Source organism: Canicola haemoglobinophilus, assembly GCF_002015075.1.
In the GTDB taxonomy this organism is placed as follows: domain Bacteria; phylum Pseudomonadota; class Gammaproteobacteria; order Enterobacterales; family Pasteurellaceae; genus Canicola; species Canicola haemoglobinophilus.
The window spans coordinates 1-21,586 of the sequence record NZ_MUXZ01000031.1; the positions used below are offsets into that span (position 1 = coordinate 1).

The window sequence follows — 21,586 nt, forward strand, 5'->3', positions numbered from 1 at the left end:
AAATTATGGGAGAGGCTCAGTATTTCCTTATTTTTTCTTTGCTCCATATAATTAATAGGTTTTCCTAATATAGTAATCAGATCTTCTTTGGTTGATCCTGTTTTTATACCATCTAAAAGAATCCCTGTAGAGAAAAATGAGAACAAACTCTTTTTATGAAAAAAAATCATTTCATATCCTCCAAAACGTTTATAAAATTGAACACATAAAATCTCTTATCTGAATTCTAGAGCACCCATGTGGATGTAAGCGCTATCGGGATGTAAAGCTAAGCTTTCAGAACACACTACTCATTCATTCAATAAACAAACTGATCTGAGAAATACCTTTTTCATTAAATTCAAAATGAACAAACTTAGAATCTATATTATATTTAATCCAGTTTATAGATTCTGATATAGGCTGACCAAATGAGGAGATTACATCATTCTTTTTAAAACTTGGAGAAACTCCGCCAATCAAACTATCTTGAAATAGATAACTTTGGTAAGCCTCCGATGATTGAAAATAGAAAAAGATAGACTCTAACAAGTAGCCATTGACATCTTTATTAAATGAAAAATCTACACCATTTGTCAAAAATTGGTAATACATATGGTTAATTTCATCATCTGATAAAAAACTAACTTCAAAATTGCTAGATATTATACATATAGCCTCTAGAATGCTTTTATTACCTTCATAGTCACCTAATGCATTAAGGAACACATTAATATCACCTGTAAGTTTCATTTACTTAATTCCCATTTTCTTACTTCTTTTTTTAATAATCTTATTTATTGCCTCATCTACCAATTTTTCATCATAGCTTCCCCAGATGGCGCTTGTGTCCACATGAGTGCCTTGCTATATCTAATCACTGAACTCATTCGTCGCAGATAAGAACTATTTTTGTCGCGTGTTTCTAAGTCCAGCTAAAATAGCATTTTGTAAAAATTGAACATATTAATTTTTCTATAAAACATCATTTCATCATAAAAGCCCAACAATAATATTGGGCTTTTATAGTTTATAAAAACACTAATCTTTTTCTCTCTTTTTTCTCTATAACGATCATTAATGATTTTATAAGTGAGTTTTTCTTTTAGTCTTTTTTCTTTATCATATTTGGATCCTTTTCCGTATTTATAACCAAGCCAATTAATAAAAAAATAAGGGGTAACGAAAATCAATGTTGCAATACCTGCTTCCTTAAAAGAAAAGTCTATTATAAAAACTCCATCATATATATGTATGTAGAAATAATAACGTCTCTCATAAGAAGAAAAAGAAATACGCAAATTGAATATTTTAGCCACGAGAAATAGAAGTTATTATTTTTCATTCTTAACCTCTATTGACTTTATTTGATCCCTTAACACTCCTATGTTTTCTTTATACCTATTAGGATTACCAACCAAAATAGGAAGAAAAGCCAAAAAAACTGAAGTGCTAACTAATAATTTGTTCATATTTATCGCACACTTGATGAAATAACACGACTATAAAAATTGATAAATTGTAGCGGAAAACAATGCAGACTCCTCTCACTATTAATTATTATAAATAGATTACATTTGAGCCAGTTTTCTTTGTAGCTCAATCAATTTAAAAGGTTTAACTAATAGAGGAAATTTTTCCGTTTTTTCAATTTGTTCTGTATGCCCTGTCATTAATAATACTTTTACATCTGGGCGATTTTGATTTAGCCATTTTGCAACCTCAACCCCAGTTAATTTGCCGCTGAGCATAATGTCGGATAACACGTAATCTAATTTACAGTTCTGTTGCAAATATTCCATTGCTTGCTCACCAGATTTACAAATATTTACTTGATAGCCTAATTGACTTAATTGTTCATTAAGGGTGTCACATAATTCAGTTTTATCTTCGATAAGAAGTAAGTTTCCTTTCATTATTGGTGATACATTAGCTGATATCGTTTTATCTTGTGGATGTTCAATTACAGCTGTAAGAGGAAGTTGTAGTTGGATGTTAGTGCCTTGCCCTAATTTTGTTTCGATAATGACTCGTCCTTTTGATTGACGGATAAAACCATAAACCATAGACAAGCCCAATCCGCTGCCTCGCCCATTTTGTTTAGTGGTAAAGAAGGGCTCAAAAACTCGTTTTTTGGTGTTTTCATCCATGCCACAGCCATTATCAATGATAGATAATTGCACCATTTTTTGTTGGGAATGAGTGCGTTGTACCATTAATTCTTCAGTACGAATAATGATTTCCCCTTCATTTTCAAGGGCATCTTTTGCATTAATGATGAGGTTGACTAATGCTGTTTCTAACTGGTTTTTATCAATATAAACAGCAGATAAATTCTCGGCTAAATCTAACCGCACTTTGATACCAGCTGGTATGGTATGTTTAATTAAGTCTTCAAAATCTAGTATTAATTGATTCAGATCTAAGCTCGTTGGATGCAAAGGTTGCTTACGAGCATAAGCCAATAGGCGTTGAGTTAGGGTTGCACTATTTTCAGCTGCTTTCATGGCTCGATGCAGGCGTTTAGCTTGGCGTTCATCTAAACTATTTGGGTCGATCAAATCTAAATTACCAATGATAACCGCAAGGAAATTATTGAAATCGTGGGCGATTCCCCCTGTTAAATGTCCAATCGCTCGCATTTTTTGGTTATCGGCTACATCCGCTTCTAATTTTTTACGTTGGGTGCGATCAATTAAAAATACGACTAATCCATCATTGAGTCCGCTGACACGCCATTCTAGGATCTGTTGTTGATAACTAATTTCTAGAAAATCTGTTTCTTGGCGAATTTGTGTCAATAAATTTAAGTCTAGAGCTTGTTCAGTTGCGACAATTTTGGCTTGTTGTTGGTGGAAAAACTTTATTAAAGACGGGAGATCATGTTGTTGATATTGCAAAAAATAATCTTGCAGAAGATGTTTAAATTCTGCGTTATAAGAGGCAAGATTGAAGTCTTGATCAAAAATTGCCAAACCATCACGCATAGCTAAAAAGGTTTGTTCTAATAATTCACTTTTTTCTTTTAGCAAGGCATCTGTTCGTTCTAATTGCAATACATTTTGATGGAAAATATCAAAGGTACGAGCTAGATCACCAATTTCATCTTGGGTTTGTTGTTGTGGAACTGTGACATTTTTATCACCTTGAGAAAGGCGTTTAAGGGCATTGGTAATTGAATAAAGCCGTTTGCCAAGTAAGGAATAAATATAATGCCCTAAGATAATGATTAGAATGATAGTACATAAAGCAAAAATGATGATTAGATTGGTTTGCTGTGAAAGCTTATGTTGAATTTGGTCAGAGGCATGACTCACCGTTTCTACTTTTTCTTGAGCGAGCTGAGTATATTGTTGAACAATATTTTTCACTAAGGCTTCAATTTGGAAGGTCAAAAACTGAATACGTAAATTAATTTGCGTAAGTTGATTACCCTGTTCAATTAATATTGGGAATTGCTTAAGTAGTTTTTGATGCTCAGCTTGTAGGCTTGGGAAGCCAGATAATGATGGCAAAAAGTTAAAGCTTGACTGAATACTCAAAAACACACTACTGGAAAAATTACTTTGTGTGGCATCTTCAATTAGTTTCTCAATTTGTAATAAACCAGATAGATATTCTTGAGTAGTAAAGTCAAGTGCGGTGCGTTTTTGTAATCTCTTTATATGCTGAATATAAAGTAAACTTTGATGTAGATGGCTTAAAATATTAGTTCTTAAGATATGACGTTTATGTCCCTGTAATAATAAATCCTGTACGCTTTTTTCTAGTAAATCAATATGATTAACAATGTCTGTTACTTGCTGATTATCATTGTCGGTAGTCTGTTTTAATTGTTCTAATAGGTTTTGTAACTGTTCCGCATGTTTAGCTAATTGTTCTGATTCTGCTTGATATTCTAAAGCATTAATACTTTGATTTAAGCGAGTGGCATAAGTGGAAATTTGTGCTGTTTTAACACCCAATGTCATTGAAGAAAACATTTGGTTGATGGAGCGATCTCTTAAATTAGTTAAAGAACGGTAGGTATTATTCTGCCCAAGAATTGCAGTGCTACTAATAAAAATAATTAAAAAAATGGCGATAATTAGAAAGAAAATCAGACGGAAACGGACGCTATAAGGCTTGCTGAATAAAGTATTATTGAAAAAACGCATAAAATAGACCGCACTTAGAATAACTAAATGCCGCAAGCATAGCCTGTTTTATTAATTATAGGCAATGTGATTTTTATATTTGCTGAAATCCAAATTTGTGATCTATCTCTCAAAATGAGAAAAAAAGCTGAATTATGACAATTATGAATGAGATTTACATTTTTCATTCATATTGTTGTGGTTTAATCCTGATATGTTTAATTTTTATTAGGATTAATGGAGATGGAAACAGAACCAACCACTTCAACTGCACTTCCCTTGTTAGAAATGGAAGGAATCCAAAAGAAATTTGGGTCTTTCTATGCCTTACAGAATGTGGATTTATCCATTTATCGTGGAGAAATTCATGCTCTCATGGGAGAAAATGGTGCGGGTAAAAGTACTTTAATGAAGATCTTAGCTGGTGCTTATACAGCTACAGCGGGTTCAATCAAAATTGATGGCAAACCCTTTGAAATTTCCTCACCTAAAGATGCAATTAAAGCTGGTATCACTTTGATTTATCAGGAAATTCATCTTTCACCTAATTTAACCGTAGCAGAAAATATCTTCCTAGGTCGCGAAATTAAAAATATTTTTGGTCTTGACCGTAAAACTATGGCTGAAGAAGCACAAAAAGTATTGGATCGCTTAGGGGCTCAATTCTTAGCGACACAAAAGGTTTCTTCTTTAACCATTGCTGAGCAACAACAGGTAGAAATTGCTCGTGCATTACATCGAAACAGCCGAATTTTAGTAATGGATGAGCCAACGGCTGCACTTTCATCTCGTGAAACAGAACGCTTATTTGAATTAGTGAAAAAACTACGTGATGAGGGTATGGCGATTATTTATATCAGTCATCGTATGGCAGAGATTTATGAGCTTGCTGATCGTGTAAGTGTATTACGTGATGGTAAATATGTGGGCTCATTGATCCGTGAAAATCTTGATTCAGCCACTTTAGTTCAAATGATGGTGGGACGTCCACTAACAGATTTATTTAATAAAGAAAAAGTCCCTGTGGGTGAAGAAGTATTGCGAGTTGAGAATCTTTCCGACGGCAACAAGGTTCAAGACGCTTCTTTAGTGGTTCGTGCTGGTGAAATTGTGGGTATTTCAGGTTTAGTTGGAGCAGGTCGTTCTGAATTAGCTCATTTACTTTTTGGTGTTAAAAAAGCAACTAAAGGCAAAATATATTTAAGTGGTGGTGAAATTAGCTTTAATTCTCCAAGAGATGCCATTGCTCATCATGTTGCCTTATTACCAGAAAACCGCAAGGAAGAAGGCTTATTCCTTGATTTGAATATATTGAAAAATGTTACCATGGCGACTATGGAACGCGATGCCACCATGATGGTGATTAATCAAACTAAAGGAAAACAAGCTACTCAAGAAGCTATTGAAGGCTTAAAAATGCGAGTACCAAGTGCCAACGTTAATGTGAGTGGTTTATCTGGTGGTAACCAGCAAAAAGTATTGTTATCTCGCTGGGCGGCAATCAATCCAAAATTATTCATTCTTGATGAACCTACTCGCGGTGTTGATGTAGGTGCAAAAAGCGAAATCTATCGAATGATGATTGAAATGGCAAAACAAGGTGTGGCTATTTTAATGATCTCAAGTGAATTGCCTGAAATTGTTGGTATGAGCGATCGTGTTTATGTGATGCGAGAAGGCTATACCGTAGGTGAATTAACTACTGAAGATATTAATCAAGAACGCATAATGGCTTTTGCCTGTGGCGTAGAATAATTAAACAGAATTAATCATTAGGAGATGTAAAAATGGCAACAACAGACGTAGCAAAATCAGGCTTTAAAAAGACCGCACTTGCAGATGCAATGCAAGCAATGGGGATTTTGCCAATTCTAATATTAATCGTTATTGTGTTTTCTTTCGTTGCACCAAACTTTATGACTGAAGCAAATATGATGAATATTACTCGTCAGGCTTCGATTAATATTGTGTTAGCAGCAGGGATGACATTTGTTATTTTAACTGGTGGTATTGACCTTTCCGTAGGATCTATCCTAGGTGTGACAGCGGTGTTAGGCTTGGTTACCTCATTAAATCCAGCTTTAGCTGAATTTGCTGTTCCTTTAGCTTTAGTGGCGGGCTTAGGTATGGGGATATTTAATGGTTTATTGGTTGCCTATGCAGGCTTACCGCCATTTATTGTAACCTTAGGAACTTATACCGCCTTGCGTGGAGCAGCTTATTTAGTAGCTGATGGCACCACCGTTATCAACTCAAAAATTTCTTTCAGCTGGATTGGTAATGGCTATCTTGGTTCTGTGCCATGGCTGGTAATCATCGCATTTAGTGTGATAGCTGTTTGTTGGTTTATTTTACGCCGCACTACATTAGGTACACATATTTATGCGGTAGGCGGTAACTTACAAGCAGCTCGCTTAACAGGTATCAAAGTTTCTTTAGTTTTAATCTTCGTTTATGCAACTAGTGGCTTATTATCAGGTCTTGGTGGCGTAATGAGCGCATCACGTTTATATAGTGCCAATGGTAATCTTGGTGTAGGTTATGAACTCGATGCAATCGCAGCTGTTATTTTAGGTGGCACAAGTTTTGTCGGCGGTATTGGTACTATCACAGGAACTCTTATCGGGGCATTAATTATTGCAACTTTGAATAATGGTATGACATTAATGGGCGTGTCTTATTTCTGGCAACTCGTTATTAAAGGTGGGGTAATCATCGTAGCTGTATTAATCGATAAATACCGTACTCGTTCAGCTTAAAATCTACTTTTATAGGAGAACTTATAATGAAATTAAAAACCTTAGCAGTATCTTTAATGTTAGCTGTTGCACCTTTTGCTCAAGCAAAAGAGTTAAAATCTATCGGTGTAACAGTTGGTGATTTAGCTAACCCATTTTTCGTGCAAATTGCCAAAGGTGCTGAATTAAAAGCTAAAGAATTAGCTGGCGATAAAGTAAATGTCGTTTCTGTTTCTAGTGGCTATGATTTAGGTCAACAAGTAGCACAAATTGACAACTTCATTGCAGCTAAAACCGATATGATCATTTTAAATGCTGCAGATTCCAAAGGGATTGGGCCTGCGGTTCAACGTGCTCGTGATGCGGGTATCGTTGTAATTGCAGTTGACGTAGCTGCAGATGGTGCAGATGCAACAGTAACCTCTAATAACTATCAAGCGGGTGAAATTGCTTGTCAAACTATCGTAGAAAAATTAAATGGCAAAGGTAACGTTGTGATCATCAATGGACCACCAGTATCTGCAGTACAAGATCGTGTTCAAGGTTGCCAAGATGTATTTGCTAAACATAATGATATTAAAGTGTTATCTCACAACCAAAATGCGAAAGGTAGCCGTGAAGGTGGTTTAGAAGTAATGACATCGTTACTCATTGCTCATCCAAAAATTGATGCTGTATTTGCTATCAATGACCCAAGTGCGATTGGTGCAGATTTAGCGGCTAAACAAGCACAACGTAATGAATTCTTCATTATGGGGGTAGATGGTTCTCCAGATGGTGAAGATGCGTTAAAACAAGCTGATAGCTTATTCCGTGGCACACCAGCTCAGGATCCACAAGTGATGGCAGCTGAAGCAGTGAAAATCGGTTACGATATTTTACAAGGTAAAGCAGCACCTAAAGAAGCCGTGTTAATTCCTGTAAGCTTAATTGATCGTGATAACATCAAAGATTACAAAGGTTGGACAGTGAAATAAGGATTTGCCTTTTAGGACGCCTGAAATGGCGTCCTTTTTTAATCTATTTTTAAGCTAGGTTCAAAAGAGCGGTATCTTTTTAGCAAATTTTTAGCAACGCTCTGTTGCGACAGAGAAACAATAACCAGAGCCACGAACAGTTTGGATATAGCTTGGTGTTTTAGGATTTGGCTCGATTTTTTTGCGTAAACGCATAATCAGTACATCAATAGTGCGGTCGAAAATTTCAAGACTTTCATTATGGGTTAATTCTAATAATCGTTGGCGAGAAAGCACTTGCTGAGCATGGGAAACCAAAGCATAAAGTAAAGCATATTCCCCTTGGGTTAATTCAATTTCTTGTTTCTGTGGTGAATATAATTTGCGGTTTTTACTATCTAATAACCATTGTGCGAAACGAAAACCTTGGGCTTCATTATGATTCATCAATGGTATTGGATTCTGATGATGGCGTAATGCCACTTTAGCACGAGCAACAACGACACGAGGATAAAAAGGTTTAGCAATATAATCATCAGCACCCATTTCTAAACCAACTACAATATCAGATTCCGAATTTAAACCACTTAACATAATGACGGGTGCTGAGGTAAGTTTTTTAAGTTGTTGTAACAATTGTAAGCCATTAATATCAGGCAAAATCAGATCAAGAAAAATCAACGAAAAGTGCATTTTGTAAAAGTTTTAACGCCTGTTCGCCACTTTGTGCAACTGTGACTTGATAGCCATGATCATCAAAAATGTCAGCTAATAGCTCACAAATTTGAATATCATCATCAATGACAAGAATAGAGGTTTGTTGTGACATAGCAAAATCCGTTGATTGATAGAAGTAATGTTTAAGTATATATAATTTTGCAATGAAATTGTATTTGTTGAAAAAATAAGAGGTTTTTATGCGAATTGGAATTGATTTGGGTGGAACAAAAATTGAAGTTATTGCCCTTTCAGAACAAGGTCAAGAACTGTTCCGCAAGCGAGTAGCTACACCAAGAGGATCTTATCAGGACACTTTAATGGCAATTAAAGGCTTGGTCGATGATGCCGAAGCAGCAACAGGTATGACTGGTACAGTCGGAATTGGCATTCCAGGCACAGTTTCACCTTTTAGTCATAAAGTAAAAAATGCGAATTCAGTATGGTTAAATGGACAACCTTTTGATAAGGATTTGGCAACATTATTAAATCGTGAAATTCGTATGGCAAACGATGCGAATTGTATGACGGTCTCCGAAGCAACAGACGGGGCAGGTGCTGGAAGTGCGGTGGTTTTAGCATTAATTTTAGGCACTGGCTGCGGTTCTGGTATTGTCATTAATGGCAAGCCTCATAATGGTGGCAACGGTATCGGTGGTGAATGGGGACATAATCCATTACCTTGGCAAGATGAAGAAGAGCGGGCGGTTGCAGAATCCACACCTTGTTATTGTGGGCAAAGAGGCTGTATTGAGCAATTTGTGTCAGGTACAGGATTATGTGATGACTATGAACGCCGCTCGGGTAATCGCTTGAAAGGTAATGAAATTGTTGCTCTTGCGGAACAGGGCGATGAAATTGCTGAACAATCGCTTCAAGCCTACGAGCGTCGTTTAGCAAAATCTTTGGCTTCCTATGTGAATATCTTAGATCCCGATGTCATCGTGTTTGCAGGTGGCGTTTGTAATATCGAAAGACTCTATACTAATGTACCTAAATTAATGCCAAATTATATTTTTGGTAAGGAATTCCATACCCCTATTCGTAAAGCTCAGCATGGTGATTCTAGTGGTGTACGAGGTGCCGCTTGGTTATGACCATTAGAGAAATAATAAAACTTTTTGAAAAGAGACCGCACTTTATACGTGGGTAAGGGAGGCGTGAATGAAACGTTCTGACATTAATCAGGTTATCCGTGAGGCAAAAGCTTTAATGCAACAATATTGCTTTCATCTGCCCGAATTTGCTTACTACCATTTACAAGATTGGCAAGAGCAAGATTTAAATGCTCAACAGGAATTATTAGATGCACGTCTTGGCTGGGATGTGACGGATTTTAATCTGCATGATTTTGCTAAATTTGGTTTAACCTTATTCACTATTCGAAATCAATCTTCTACTAATAATAAACCCTATGCAGAAAAGATTATGATGGTGAAAGAGGGACAAATTACACCGATGCATTACCATTGGAAAAAAATGGAAGATATTATTAATCGTGGTGGTGGAACTTTAGTGATTCGTCTATATCAACGCGATGAACAAACAGATTTATTAGATGAAAAATCGGATATTCTAGTGGCGGTTGACGGTAAGCAAATTAAGGTGAAAGCAGGGGGGATCGTCAAATTAAAACCTGGGCAAAGTATTTGTTTAACACCTTTGTTGTACCATAGTTTTTGGGCAGAAGGTGGTACGGTGTTGGCTGGTGAGGTATCAATGGCTAATGATGACTTAACCGATAATCGCTTTTTAGAGCCCTTGGGGCGTTTCTCAAAGATTGAAGAGGATGAGAAACCAATTCATTTATTATGTAGTGATTATCAGCATTATTTAATGGGAGTATAAAATGGCATTATTGAACTTAAAATCGATTCTAGCAGTCGCAAATCAACATAAATTTGCTGTAGGGGCATTTAACGCAATTGATTCTAATTTTATTGATGCAGTCTTTGCAGCAGCACAACAACAGCAATCACCTGTTATTATCAATGTGGCAGAAGTGCATTTAAAATATATTGATTTAGAGCCGGCTGTAGAATACATCAAGAAAAAAGCAACACTAGCAGGCGTCCCAGTATGTTTAAACTTAGATCATGGCTTAACGTTTCCAACTATTGAACGCGCAATTAAGTGCGGTTTTTCTTCTATTATGTTTGATGGCTCACAACTCTTTTATGCAGAAAATATTGCACAAACACGTAAAGTGGTTGAGCTTTGCCAAAATTATGGGATCTCTGTTGAGGGAGAATTAGGTGCTGTTGGTGGTGATGAAGGTGGCGCCCTAGAAAGTCGTGCTGATGTTGCATTGTATACCAAAGTTGAACAAGCCGTGGAATTTGTTCATGAAACGGGAATTGATGCACTTGCGGTTGCGATTGGAAATACTCATGGTAAGTATAAAGGGGTACCTAAACTTGATTTTGATCGCCTTGAGCAAATTCATCAAGCGGTTTCTGTACCATTAGTATTACATGGTGGATCGGGGTTAAGTGTAGAAGATTTCCAAAAAACGATTCAACGCGGAATTTGTAAAATTAATTTCTTTACAGGTATGTCACAAGCGGCATTACAGAGTGTAGAACAAGATATTAATAATACAGAATTAGATGCAAAATATAATTATTACCTTATTATGATGAATAATATGCAACAGGCAATTAACAGAACTGTTGTTGAACAAATGCAGATTTTTAATAGCATCAATAAGGCACAGTTATATGCAGGATCGTAACGGCGTTTTAGCCATTGGTAACTTATTAGTGGATAGGACGTTAGTGATTTCGGACTATCCACAAGAATCCATGTTAGCTACTATTTCAAAAATGGAATTACATTGTGGTGGTGGCTGTACTAATGTATTGTTTAATCTTGATAAACTTGATCCTAACTTACCTCGTTTTCTCGCTGGTGCAATTGGCAAAGATAGTGAAGGGCAGTTTATTTTACAGCAATCCCATCAACATCGTGTTAATGTTGAAAGTGTGGTAACTGTCGATCTCCCAACATCATTTACAGATGTGATGATCAATTCAAAAACAGGTGACCGCACTTTTTTTCATTATGTAGGTGCGATGGCAGAGTATCGTATAGAGCATCTTTTACAACTCAATCATTCTGCGAAAATTGCACATATCGCCTATTTACCACTATTACCGCAGTTTCTTGATGTAGAAAAGTTGAAAGTAATACTTACTGAATTGCATCAACGTGGTTTTTTGGTTTCGATTGATTTAGTGTCTGTTTCGGATAAACAGATGTTCATACAACAAATTCAACCTATTTTAGCTTTTGTCGATTATGTCATTATTAATGATGTTGAAGCAAAATTGCTTACGGATTCTGTTCACTTAGATTCGACTCAAGATGTTTTACAGCACATGGCAGAAAAAATTATGTTACAAGGGGTGCGTGAGGCTGTGATTGTACATGATCCAAAATGTGCTGCCGCAATCAATAAACAAGGTGAACAAATTGCTGTTCCGTCTTATTGGGTAGAAAAAAATAATATTGTCAGTACATTAGGTGCAGGTGATGCATTTTGTACAGGTGTACTTTATGGCTTACATCATGATTTACCTTTATATGAGGTATTGCAATTAGGGCATGGTTTAGCCTATTTCAATTTATTTTCCATTTCTGCAACAGATGGTGCAGTGAGTTATCAGGAACTGAAACGTTTTATGGCACTGAATAAATCCTAATTTGAGGAGTGAATTATGTATATTGGCATAGACTGTGGTACACAGGGAACAAAGGCTATTGTGGTAGATAGTCGTAAGAAGCAAGTGATCGGCGTAGGTTATACTGCTCATGATATGATTGAAAATACTCAAGGCCGTAGAGAACAAAAGCCAGAATGGTGGACACAAGCTTTGGTTAATGCTTGTCAGCAAGCAATAAAACAAGCTCAAATTGAACCGCACTTGATTAAAGGAATTGGCGTTTCTGGTCAGCAACATGGGTTAGTGGTGTTAGATGAACATGACCAGCCTTTATATCCAGCTAAACTTTGGTGTGATACGGAAACAGCAGTTGAAAATGAACAATTTATTGAAGCTCTAGGTGGTCAACAAGCGGCATTTCAACAGCTGGGTATTATGGTACAAACTGGCTATACCGCATCAAAACTAGCTTGGTTACGTAAACATTTTCCACAAAAATACCAATCTATCGCTAAAATTATGCTGCCCCATGATTACCTAAATTATTGGCTGACAGGACAATTTTGTATGGAATATGGCGATGCTTCAGGTACGGGATTTTTTGATATACATAACCGCACTTGGCATCAACAAGCCTTTTCCAAACTTGCCCCTGAATTAGATATACAAAAAGTATTACCACCTTTATTAAGTGCAGAACAGAAAATAGGCACGCTTAGGGCTGAAGTGGCTCAGTTACTTGGGTTGTCTGAGCAAGTAGTGGTTTCTACTGGCGGTGGCGACAATATGATGGGAGCTATTGGTACTGGCAATATTAAGCAGGGAATTGCCACCATGAGCCTTGGCACGTCTGGCACGTTATATGCTTATACAGATAAACCTCTAGCTAATTTACCTATGGAAATTGCGAATTTTTGTTCAAGTAGCGGCGGTTGGTTACCCTTAGTTTGTGTAATGAATATGACATCTGCTAATCGTAATCTAATGGAGTTATTAGATATTAATGTGGAAAAATTTAATCAGTTGATTGAACAAAGCCCGATTGGTGCAGAAGGTATTCGCATTTTACCTTTTTTTAATGGAGAAAGAGTTCCTCCTCTTCCACAGGCAAAAGCCAGCATTTTAGGTTTAGATTCTGCTAACTTCACCCAAGCTAATTTAGCGAGAGCAATGATGGAAGCGGCAAGTTTCACCTTACGTTATGGCTTAGATCTATTCCGTCAAGCAGGGCTTTCCACTCAACAAATCCGTTTAATTGGTGGTGGTGCAAAAAGTGCTATTTGGCGACAAATGATCGCAGATATTATGAATGCGGAAGTGGTTTGTTTAAAAGAGGAAGAAGCAGGTGCATTAGGTGCAGCCATTCAGGCAATGTGGGCAAATGGTGAAGCTGATTTAGCCAGTTTATGTGAACAATTTGTCAAATTAGATGAACAGTCCAAAGTACAACCTAACCCACAAAGTGCGGTGCTATATGAGGGAGTTTATCAGACATATTTGCAGCATTTGACAGCGCTTTATTTATAAATAGGTGGTTGATCGTAATCAATATACGTTTGATCGCCTATTCAACTGAAATTGTTACGGTCATTTTCTTTCATACTCTAATGCATCATTATTAATAACCCCTTGCATATAATTTCTTGCTAAGAAGATTTAAATCCTTTTATAATTGAGAATTGTTTTTATGTCGGAGGGGTTATGTCCTTAAAACAACAAGTTGCTGATTTATTAGCAGAAAATCCAAATATGATTACTTTAGAGATTGCAGCAAAATTGCAACAACCTGAAGGAAATATTCTTAAAGCATTGCCAGAACAATTTGTTCGACTTTTTCCTGCGGAAAGAGCGGAGGAAATCTTGCAAGCCGTGAGCCAATGGGGAATTTTTACCACCATTATTGAAAAAGAAGGTTCAATTTTTGAAATTAAAGACCGTTTCCCAACAGGGATTATCGGACGTGGTTATTACAACCTAAATATGAAAGATGATGAAGGCGCAATTCATGGGCACTTGAAGCTTGATAATATCGCTGACATCGCTTTTGTAAGTTTACCTTTCCGTGGCAAAGAAAGTTATAACATTGCATTTATTGCAGCAAACGGACAAACGATTTTCAAAATTTATCTCGGTAGAGATGAACAACGCCAATTATTCCCAGCACAAGTGGAACATTTTAAAAATTTTGCATAAACAAGGAGATGGAATGACAACAAATCGTCAAGAGGTTTTACAAAACCGTTTAGGACCAGAAATTCAAGAGTTAAAACAGCAAATTAAAACTATTGTATTAGCGACAGTTGATGCGCAAGGTACACCAAATGTAAGTTATGCGTCTTTTGTGATTAATAATGGCGAATACCAAGTATTAATTTCAACTATCGCTCGCCATGCCCGTAATTTGCAAGAAGTGCCTAAAGTTTCATTGATGTTAATTGATGATGAAAGTAAAAGTCGTGAGATTTTCGCTCGTCGCCGTTTAACCTTTGATGCAACAGCAAGAATGTTAGAGCGTCATAGCGCAGAATGGGAAAGTGCGGTACAAGCTTTGAAAGCTCGTCATGGCGATTTAGTTGATAATCTTTCTACCATGAAAGACTTTAATGTATTTTGCTTTAAGCCTGAGCAAGGTTTATTTGTAAAAGGATTTGGTAAAGCATTCCAAGTAAGCACCGATGATCTTGTAAGCTTTGTGCATCTAGATGAAGGTCATCAACAAGAATAATTCATCATTGTTCAAAAATAGATAAAAAATCTGACAATTTTCCCTTATGAAATTGTCAGATTTTTCTTTTATATATCGCTAGGAACGCCCCTTAATAGCGGAATGGTTTGAAATGGCGATTGTGAAGTCGGTGCAGGTATATCGCTAAACAGATAAAGAAATGGTTTACGTGGAATGATTTTCTCGTTGCGCCATAAACTGCCCATACCAACCAATTGAATATCTTGTGGCAATTGCTTAATGCCAGCTTGTAAAACGGCAATGGTGTTTTTTCTAGGATGTCCAATCACAATCGCACTTCCTTTTTTGCGAGCATGTTGAATGGCAGCATTCCACTGGCGCTGAACATCGCTCAGTTCATCATTATCATCAATAAAAATATCTCGTTCTAAGGTCGATATGCCAAATTCTTTGGCTGTTTTACCGGCAACAGAGCGCCCAATAGTTCGGCTATCTAAAAAGAATAAATGTTGTTGCGAAAGTGCGGTCATTAATTTGTGCATTAAATCTTTGTCTGCTGTTGCCGCACTTCCCATATGATTATTCATTCCTATGGCATTAGGTAAAATATGCTGTGCCACTTTCACTCGTTGATAAACTTCAGGCTGTGACATGCCTAATTTTAACCCACCGTCTTCAATTTTTTGTTGATTGAGAGGCTGCATGGGTAAGTGAATTAAAATATCCCTATTTTGTTGTTTTGCCAGTTGATCTCGTTGTCTAGCATGAGGTGCGGAGGGAATAATTGCCACAGAAACTTCTTTTGGTAAGGCATAAATTTGACTATCTTCTTTAGGACGATAGCCAATATCATCAATCACAATAGCCAGTTTATTTTGCGCATAAATAGAACTTGCTAAGCAACTCAAACCCGCAAAAATAAAGCCAATTTTGACCGCACTTTTTAATCTTAGAACACTCATCATCTTAACCAACCTGTCGGATTAACAGGGATGCCTTTACGGCGAATTTCAAAATAAAGGGCAGATGTTGCATAACTTCCTGTAGATCCAACCTCGGCAATTTTTTGTCCTGCTTTGACAAGTTGCCCTTCTTTAACCATAGCGGATTGGTTATAACCATATAAACTGAGATCATGCTCGCCATGTTTTACAATAACCATTAAGCCATAACCTGCTAGCCGACTTACCAAAATCACGCGTCCATCTGCAATTGCTTTTACAGGGGAACCAGTTGCCGCTGCAATAACCATACCTTTCCATTTCAATTCACCCATTTGGCTTGTACCAAAGCCTTTTGCCACCTTACCAGACACAGGGAATGCATACTGTTTTCTGGCTGCCCCTAAACCACTTGTACTTGTCATCAGCTGTTTTTCTTGTGCAGTCGGTTTATAAGGTTTTTGGTTTTTCTTTTCTTCTACTTGTTTTTTATGGGCAAGAGCCTCACGCTCCCGTTTTTCTTGTTCTTTAGCAATTTGCTCAGCACGTTGAATTTGTTGGCGTAAAGCAACTTCGTTAGCTTTTAATTGTTCCAATTTATTTTGATCTTTGGCTAGATTCTGATTGAGCTGATTAAGCGTTGACTGTTGCTCACGCTGTAATCTTTGTAGCTCTTGTTGTTGCTTTTTTTGTGTAGTCAATTGGTTTTGTTGTATCTTTCTCTGTCCCTGAATAAGACTTTTTTCATTTTCTAGCTGTTCTTGAGTTTGCTGAATTTCATTAATTAATTTTAACCGCACTTGGTTCATGTGGTCATAATAGACTTTCATCCGCTCAGCTTTTTGGGCATCTTGCGAAAATAACTTTTCAATTGCAGATGGATTGATGCCCGATCGATACATTTTATCTATTTGTTTTGCAAGCAAGTTTTTTTGGTTTGCTAGCTGTTTTTCTAGACGCTTGATCTGTTTATCTGTGGTACTAATAAGTTGCTGCGTTTCTTTTAAATTGTTCTCTGTTTGACGTAATTGATTTTGGGTTTGGTTAATTTTATTTTCTTGATTTTTTAATGTGTTTTGTAATTTATTTTGTTCTCGTTTTTGTTGGGCTATTTTTTGTTCTTGTAATTTAATTTTCTCTTGGATATGGGCAAGATCATTAGCTTGAACAAGAAAAGGAAAAAATAAGCAAATTACAAAAAGTGCGGTCTTTTTTGAGAGATTTTTGAATTTTGAGTGTAAAAATAGCATAACCTATATCCTAGAAATTGAGCTTTTATAATATAGCACTATTTATAACCTTGGATAAATATTCCGAAACCAAGAGATGAATAGATAAATCGCCAAGAATAATTGCGCAAGATCAGGAAAGCCCGACTTTCTACTTTAAAATAGAGTTATTTTTTGTTATAAATTGTGCAGTTTTTTTACTTAACATTTAGGAGATATTTCTATGGAAATCGTATTTATCCGTCATGGTTTTAGTGAGTGGAATGCTAAAAACTTATTTACTGGCTGGCGTGATGTGAATTTAACAGAACGCGGTGTTGAAGAAGCAAAAGCAGCAGGTAAAAAATTACTTGAAGCTGGCTATGAATTTGATATTGCATTTACCTCTGTTTTAACTCGTGCAATCAAAACCTGTAATATCGTATTAGAAGAATCTAACCAATTATGGATTCCACAAGTGAAAAACTGGCGTTTAAATGAGCGTCACTACGGTGCTTTACAAGGTCTAGACAAAAAAGCGACTGCTGAACAATACGGCGATGAGCAAGTACATATTTGGCGCCGTTCTTATGACATTTCTCCACCAGATTTAGATCCGCAAGATCCAAATTCAGCTCATAACGACCGCCGTTATGCGCACTTACCAAAAGATGTTGTGCCAAATGCAGAAAACTTAAAAATTACTTTAGAGCGTGTTTTACCATTCTGGGAAGATCAAATTGCCCCAGCACTGCTTTCTGGTAAACGAGTTTTAGTAACTGCACACGGTAACTCTTTGCGTGCATTAGCAAAACATATTATTGGTATTTCTGATGAAGAAATTATGAATTTTGAAATTCCAACAGGTCAACCATTAGTATTAAAACTTGATGATCAATTAAATTTTGTTGAGAAGTTCTATCTATAATTTTTACCTTTAATTAATGGCTGAAAATATATCAGCCATTTTTTATAGTCACTCTTACTATGTCCAATCCAATTCTAGTTTAGCTTTATCTTAATCTTATCGCAATTTCTCCATAATTTCGGTACAATTGTCGAATTTATGTTTGTTGAGATATTTTATGAGTTTATACCCTAATATTGGTTTTGTTAGCCTTGGTTGCCCCAAAAATTTAGTGGACTCTGAGCGTATTTTAACTGAATTACGTTCTGATGGTTATAATATCATTCCCAGTTATGAAGGAGCGGATTTAGTTATCGTCAATACTTGTGGTTTTATTGATAGTGCGGTGCAAGAATCCTTAGAATCTATCGGCGAGGCATTGAAAGCTAATGGAAAAGTGATTGTAACAGGTTGCTTAGGAGCAAAAGAAAATCAAATTCGTGAAGTTCATCCCAAAGTGCTTGAGATCACTGGTCCACATAGCTATGAAGCAGTAATGAAGCATGTTCATAAATATGCACCAAAACCTAAATATAATCCTTATACCAGTCTCGTACCAAAGCAAGGGGTCAAACTTACCCCCAAACACTACGCCTATTTAAAGATCTCCGAAGGCTGTGATCATCGTTGTACTTTCTGTATCATTCCATCAATGCGTGGCGATCTAAATAGCCGTTCTATTGTACAAATTTTAGATGAAGCTAAACGTCTTGTTGATGCAGGTGTGAAAGAAATTTTGATCGTTTCTCAAGACACTTCAGCTTATGCCTTAGACAAAAAGAAAGAAAGTGCAACCAAAACGGTTTTTTGGAATGGTATGCCTATTAAAAACGATCTTATTACTCTATGTGAAAAATTAGGAGCACTTGGGGTGTGGGTGCGTTTGCATTATGTTTACCCTTATCCGCATGTTGATAATCTTATTCCACTGATGGCAGACGGTAAGATCTTGCCTTACTTAGATATTCCATTACAACACGCTAGCCCAAAAATTTTAAAGGCAATGAAACGACCTGGCTCGATTGACCGCACTTTAGAGCGTATAAAAAAATGGCGTGAAATTTGCCCTGAACTCACACTACGTTCTACCTTTATCGTTGGATTTCCAAGCGAAACAGAAGAAGATTTCCAATTGTTATTAGACTTCTTACAAGATGCTCAGCTTGATCGAGTGGGTTGCTTTAAATTCAGCCCTGTTAAAGGAGCGGTGGCAACCGATATGGCAGATCAAGTACCAGAAGAAATTAAAGAGGATCGTTTTCATCGTTTTATGCAGTTACAACAAAAAATCTCTGCAAACCGTTTACAACAAAAAATCGGTAAAACTTTACCTGTAATTATTGATGAAATCAATGATGAAGGTATTATCGGTCGCACCATGGCAGATGCACCTGAAATTGATGGAGTTGTTTATATAGATAATTTATCAAAAAGTGCGGTCAAAATCGGACAAATTATTAATGTAATCATTACCAACGCAGATGAATATGATCTGTGGGGAACTATTTGAATGAAAAATTGAAGGAGATGAGATATGTCAGATCAAGAAGTACAGCCTAGTGTGATAGCTTTTGAAACAGCTGTGCAAAACAAACAATATGAACAAGCCTGCCAAGAATTGATTAACATTTTAGCTAAAGTGGATAGTAATTTCGGAACCATTGATGATATTAAATTGGATTACCCAACACAGCTTGAAGACTTGCCTCAAGAACAAGTTGCTCACTTTTGTATGCGAATGGCAATAGCTATCACCGCACTTTTTACCGATCCGAATCTTAATATTTCAGAAGAAGGGGCACAGCGTTTTTTCATTTTACAACGTTGGATTGCAATGATTTTTGCCAGTTCGCCTTTTGTCAATGCGGATCATATTTTACGTACATATGACAAATCTCAAAGTTCCCATGATCCTGATAATGTGCATATAGAACCTACCTATGCCAATATTGTTAAATTCTGTATCCTTTATTTGCCAGAATCCAATATCAAATTAAATTTGGAAACACTTTGGGAAATCAATCCTGTGATCTGTGCTCAGTTATGCTTTGCCTTACAATCGGCACGTTTTATCGCAACCCCAGAAGCCTTTGGAAAACGTAGTGCTATCTTACAATGGTTCCCCCAAAAACTATCTCAATTCAAAAACCTAGATCGTCTTCCTAGTTCCATTGCTCACGATGTATATATGCATTGTAGCTACGACATAGACAAGAATAAACATCTTGTGAAAAAAGCTTTAAACCAGGTCATTCGTTCGCACTTACTTGAAATGGGTTGGCAGGATCGAAATATCGCTCAGATCGGTTATAAAAACCAAAAACCTGTCATGGTTGTATTACTTGAACATTTCCATTGTTCACATTCAATTTATCGCACCCATTCTACTTCTATGCTTGCAGCTCGCGAGCGATTTTATTTAATTGGAGTGGGTAAAAGCGAGGTAGATCAAGCAGGTAGAGATGTTTTTGATGAGTTTCATCTTATAGAACAGAGCGGTGCAATTTTTGAAAATTTAAATAAAATTAAAGAAATCTGCGAAAAAAACCAAGCCGCTATATTTTATATGCCAAGCCTTGGTATGGATTTATTGTCTATCTTCGCAAGCAATATTCGTCTTGCACCGATCCAAGCTATTGCATTAGGTCATCCAGCAACCACCCATTCAGATTTTATTGAATATGTAATTGTTGAAGATGACTACGTTGGTAAAGAAGAGTGTTTCAGCGAAAAACTACTACGCCTTCCCCAAAATGCTTTGCCTTATGTGCCATCAGCACTCGCACCTGCTAGTGTGGAATATCATATGCGAGAAAATCCTGAAGTAGTAAATATTGGTATTGCGACAACAACAATGAAGCTAAATCCATACTTTTTGCAGGCTCTTAAAACTATTCGTGATAGAGCTAAGGTTAAAGTACATTTCCATTTTGCTATAGGATTGTGTGCTGGTGTGGTTTATCCTTATATAAAACGATTCATTAAAAGTTATCTAGGAGATTGTGCTACTACAAATGAGCATGTTCCTTATCACCAATATCTTCATATCTTACATAACTGCGATATGATGCTAAATCCGTTTCCGTTCGGCAATACCAACGGTATTATTGATATGGTTACACTTGGATTAGTCGGTGTATGTAAAACAGGTGCTGAAGTTCATGAACATATTGATGAAGCCTTATTCAAACGCCTAGGTCTACCAGAATGGCTAATTGCACATTCCGCTGATGAATATGTAGAACGTGCTATTCGTTTAGCCGAAAACCATCAAGAGCGGTTAGCATTACGTCGCTATATCATTGAGAACAACAGCTTACAAACCTTATTTACAGGAGATCCAAGCCCAATGGGAAAAATTTTCCAAGAGAAACTGCAAGCATGGGCAGATGCAAACAACATCGCTGTTACCTTACCTAAAATTGAAGCCGCAAGCAATGCAGTAGTGGCAGACGTTAAGGTAGAGAAAAAGGCAAAAGAGAAATCGGAAACCAAAGCAAAACCGAAGAAAACCACAGCGAAAAAAGCAGAAAAGCCTGAAGGTGACTCAGCAAAAAAGCCAGCACGAAGTCCAAGAAAAAAGGTTGAGAAAACCGCTAAATAGTAAAAAATAAGCCAGTGAACCCACTGGCTTGAGCCTCTCCCATAATTTG

At 36.7% G+C, this 21,586-nt stretch carries 20 protein-coding genes; 13 read left to right on the forward strand and 7 right to left on the reverse strand.

What is annotated here, in order from left to right; all coding sequences use genetic code 11:
* Positions 1-294: 294 nt before the first annotated feature.
* The 3 genes from B0186_RS09235 to B0186_RS09245 form a co-directional block, all read right to left on the reverse strand.
* Positions 295-732, reverse strand: a complete 438-nt coding sequence (locus B0186_RS09235) for a hypothetical protein (protein WP_078219098.1) — start codon at positions 730-732, stop codon at positions 295-297.
* A gap of 182 nt (positions 733-914) precedes the next feature.
* The gene (locus tag B0186_RS09240) at positions 915-1,298 is read right to left on the reverse strand and encodes a hypothetical protein (protein WP_078219099.1); all 384 of its coding nucleotides are present in this window, start codon (positions 1,296-1,298) and stop codon (positions 915-917) included.
* A gap of 252 nt (positions 1,299-1,550) precedes the next feature.
* Entirely contained in the window at positions 1,551-4,136 is a 2,586-nt protein-coding gene (locus B0186_RS09245) for an ATP-binding protein (protein ID WP_078219100.1), read from the reverse strand.
* A 222-nt stretch (positions 4,137-4,358) separates the two neighbouring features.
* Between B0186_RS09245 and B0186_RS09250 the strand changes: the two genes are divergently transcribed.
* The 3 genes from B0186_RS09250 to B0186_RS09260 are packed head-to-tail and all read left to right on the forward strand — an operon-like array spanning position 4,359 to position 7,830.
* Positions 4,359-5,870: a sugar ABC transporter ATP-binding protein gene (locus B0186_RS09250; RefSeq protein ID WP_078219101.1), complete on the forward strand. Its 1,512-nt coding sequence runs from the start codon at positions 4,359-4,361 to the stop codon at positions 5,868-5,870.
* A 32-nt stretch (positions 5,871-5,902) separates the two neighbouring features.
* Positions 5,903-6,874: an ABC transporter permease subunit gene (locus B0186_RS09255; protein ID WP_078219102.1), complete on the forward strand. Its 972-nt coding sequence runs from the start codon at positions 5,903-5,905 to the stop codon at positions 6,872-6,874.
* 26 nt (positions 6,875-6,900) lie between these two features.
* Positions 6,901-7,830: an ABC transporter substrate-binding protein gene (locus B0186_RS09260; protein WP_078219103.1), complete on the forward strand. Its 930-nt coding sequence runs from the start codon at positions 6,901-6,903 to the stop codon at positions 7,828-7,830.
* Between the two features lie 90 nt (positions 7,831-7,920).
* Here the strand turns inward: B0186_RS09260 and B0186_RS09265 are convergent, their stop codons facing one another.
* A complete protein-coding gene (locus B0186_RS09265; RefSeq protein WP_235817217.1) occupies positions 7,921-8,490 on the reverse strand; it encodes a winged helix-turn-helix domain-containing protein in 570 nt (189 codons plus the stop codon).
* A complete protein-coding gene (locus B0186_RS12230) occupies positions 8,477-8,638 on the reverse strand; it encodes a response regulator (RefSeq protein ID WP_235817218.1) in 162 nt (53 codons plus the stop codon). The genes B0186_RS09265 and B0186_RS12230 overlap by 14 nt, the downstream gene beginning before the upstream one ends.
* Before the next feature lie 88 nt (positions 8,639-8,726).
* Between B0186_RS12230 and mak the strand changes: the two genes are divergently transcribed.
* From mak to hutZ, 7 genes are all read left to right on the forward strand, one after another.
* Positions 8,727-9,623 (forward strand): fructokinase, encoded by an 897-nt coding sequence (mak, locus tag B0186_RS09270; protein WP_078219104.1) that lies wholly within the window; start codon positions 8,727-8,729, stop codon positions 9,621-9,623.
* A 67-nt stretch (positions 9,624-9,690) separates the two neighbouring features.
* Entirely contained in the window at positions 9,691-10,374 is a 684-nt protein-coding gene (locus tag B0186_RS09275) for a D-lyxose/D-mannose family sugar isomerase (RefSeq protein WP_078219105.1), read from the forward strand.
* A gap of 1 nt (position 10,375) precedes the next feature.
* Positions 10,376-11,260 carry a ketose 1,6-bisphosphate aldolase gene (locus B0186_RS09280; RefSeq protein ID WP_078219106.1) on the forward strand — a complete coding sequence of 295 codons (885 nt, stop codon included), beginning with the start codon at positions 10,376-10,378 and terminating at the stop codon, positions 11,258-11,260.
* Complete coding sequence (locus B0186_RS09285) at positions 11,247-12,230, forward strand: adenosine kinase (protein WP_078219107.1); 984 nt, start codon at positions 11,247-11,249, stop codon at positions 12,228-12,230. Before B0186_RS09280 ends, B0186_RS09285 begins: the two co-directional genes overlap by 14 nt.
* Before the next feature lie 15 nt (positions 12,231-12,245).
* Positions 12,246-13,718 carry a xylulokinase gene (gene xylB, locus B0186_RS09290; RefSeq protein ID WP_078219108.1) on the forward strand — a complete coding sequence of 491 codons (1,473 nt, stop codon included), beginning with the start codon at positions 12,246-12,248 and terminating at the stop codon, positions 13,716-13,718.
* Positions 13,719-13,892: 174 nt separating this feature from the next.
* On the forward strand, positions 13,893-14,384 hold the full coding sequence (gene hutX / locus B0186_RS09295; protein ID WP_078219109.1) for a heme utilization cystosolic carrier protein HutX: 492 nt from the start codon (positions 13,893-13,895) through the stop codon (positions 14,382-14,384).
* Positions 14,385-14,397: 13 nt separating this feature from the next.
* Positions 14,398-14,916, forward strand: coding sequence for a heme utilization protein HutZ (gene hutZ, locus B0186_RS09300; protein WP_078219110.1), 519 nt, complete (start codon positions 14,398-14,400; stop codon positions 14,914-14,916).
* Between the two features lie 68 nt (positions 14,917-14,984).
* On the opposite strand, the gene B0186_RS09305 is transcribed toward hutZ, so the two are convergent.
* Both B0186_RS09305 and envC read right to left on the reverse strand, forming a co-directional pair.
* Positions 14,985-15,839, reverse strand: a complete 855-nt coding sequence (locus B0186_RS09305; RefSeq protein WP_078219115.1) for a divergent polysaccharide deacetylase family protein — start codon at positions 15,837-15,839, stop codon at positions 14,985-14,987.
* Positions 15,839-17,068, reverse strand: coding sequence for a murein hydrolase activator EnvC (gene envC, locus B0186_RS09310; RefSeq protein WP_078219111.1), 1,230 nt, complete (start codon positions 17,066-17,068; stop codon positions 15,839-15,841). Before envC ends, B0186_RS09305 begins: the two co-directional genes overlap by 1 nt.
* Before the next feature lie 202 nt (positions 17,069-17,270).
* Between envC and B0186_RS09315 the strand changes: the two genes are divergently transcribed.
* The 3 genes from B0186_RS09315 (at position 17,271) to B0186_RS09325 (ending at position 21,537) form a co-directional block, all read left to right on the forward strand.
* On the forward strand, positions 17,271-17,954 hold the full coding sequence (locus B0186_RS09315; protein WP_078219112.1) for a 2,3-diphosphoglycerate-dependent phosphoglycerate mutase: 684 nt from the start codon (positions 17,271-17,273) through the stop codon (positions 17,952-17,954).
* 157 nt (positions 17,955-18,111) lie between these two features.
* Entirely contained in the window at positions 18,112-19,443 is a 1,332-nt protein-coding gene (gene rimO, locus B0186_RS09320; protein ID WP_078219113.1) for a 30S ribosomal protein S12 methylthiotransferase RimO, read from the forward strand.
* Positions 19,444-19,467: 24 nt separating this feature from the next.
* Positions 19,468-21,537 carry a UDP-glucose:protein N-beta-glucosyltransferase gene (locus B0186_RS09325; protein WP_078219114.1) on the forward strand — a complete coding sequence of 690 codons (2,070 nt, stop codon included), beginning with the start codon at positions 19,468-19,470 and terminating at the stop codon, positions 21,535-21,537.
* The last annotated feature ends 49 nt before the right edge of the window (positions 21,538-21,586 follow it).

What these genes read in the sequence shown, in the direction of transcription:
- B0186_RS09260 (WP_078219103.1), top strand. Translation starts at nt 6,901, where the DNA reads ATGAAATTAAAAACCTTAGCAGTATCTTTAATGTTAGCTGTTGCACCT.
- B0186_RS09250 (WP_078219101.1), top strand. Translation starts at nt 4,359, where the DNA reads ATGGAAACAGAACCAACCACTTCAACTGCACTTCCCTTGTTAGAAATG.
- B0186_RS09280 (WP_078219106.1), top strand. Translation starts at nt 10,376, where the DNA reads ATGGCATTATTGAACTTAAAATCGATTCTAGCAGTCGCAAATCAACAT.
- B0186_RS09245 (WP_078219100.1), bottom strand. Translation starts at nt 4,136, where the DNA reads ATGCGTTTTTTCAATAATACTTTATTCAGCAAGCCTTATAGCGTCCGT.
- B0186_RS09305 (WP_078219115.1), bottom strand. Translation starts at nt 15,839, where the DNA reads ATGAGTGTTCTAAGATTAAAAAGTGCGGTCAAAATTGGCTTTATTTTT.
- B0186_RS09255 (WP_078219102.1), top strand. Translation starts at nt 5,903, where the DNA reads ATGGCAACAACAGACGTAGCAAAATCAGGCTTTAAAAAGACCGCACTT.
- hutX (WP_078219109.1), top strand. Translation starts at nt 13,893, where the DNA reads ATGTCCTTAAAACAACAAGTTGCTGATTTATTAGCAGAAAATCCAAAT.
- envC (WP_078219111.1), bottom strand. Translation starts at nt 17,068, where the DNA reads ATGCTATTTTTACACTCAAAATTCAAAAATCTCTCAAAAAAGACCGCA.
- hutZ (WP_078219110.1), top strand. Translation starts at nt 14,398, where the DNA reads ATGACAACAAATCGTCAAGAGGTTTTACAAAACCGTTTAGGACCAGAA.
- mak (WP_078219104.1), top strand. Translation starts at nt 8,727, where the DNA reads ATGCGAATTGGAATTGATTTGGGTGGAACAAAAATTGAAGTTATTGCC.
- B0186_RS09275 (WP_078219105.1), top strand. Translation starts at nt 9,691, where the DNA reads ATGAAACGTTCTGACATTAATCAGGTTATCCGTGAGGCAAAAGCTTTA.
- xylB (WP_078219108.1), top strand. Translation starts at nt 12,246, where the DNA reads ATGTATATTGGCATAGACTGTGGTACACAGGGAACAAAGGCTATTGTG.
- rimO (WP_078219113.1), top strand. Translation starts at nt 18,112, where the DNA reads ATGAGTTTATACCCTAATATTGGTTTTGTTAGCCTTGGTTGCCCCAAA.
- B0186_RS09235 (WP_078219098.1), bottom strand. Translation starts at nt 732, where the DNA reads ATGAAACTTACAGGTGATATTAATGTGTTCCTTAATGCATTAGGTGAC.
- B0186_RS09325 (WP_078219114.1), top strand. Translation starts at nt 19,468, where the DNA reads ATGTCAGATCAAGAAGTACAGCCTAGTGTGATAGCTTTTGAAACAGCT.
- B0186_RS09285 (WP_078219107.1), top strand. Translation starts at nt 11,247, where the DNA reads ATGCAGGATCGTAACGGCGTTTTAGCCATTGGTAACTTATTAGTGGAT.
- B0186_RS09315 (WP_078219112.1), top strand. Translation starts at nt 17,271, where the DNA reads ATGGAAATCGTATTTATCCGTCATGGTTTTAGTGAGTGGAATGCTAAA.
- B0186_RS12230 (WP_235817218.1), bottom strand. Translation starts at nt 8,638, where the DNA reads ATGTCACAACAAACCTCTATTCTTGTCATTGATGATGATATTCAAATT.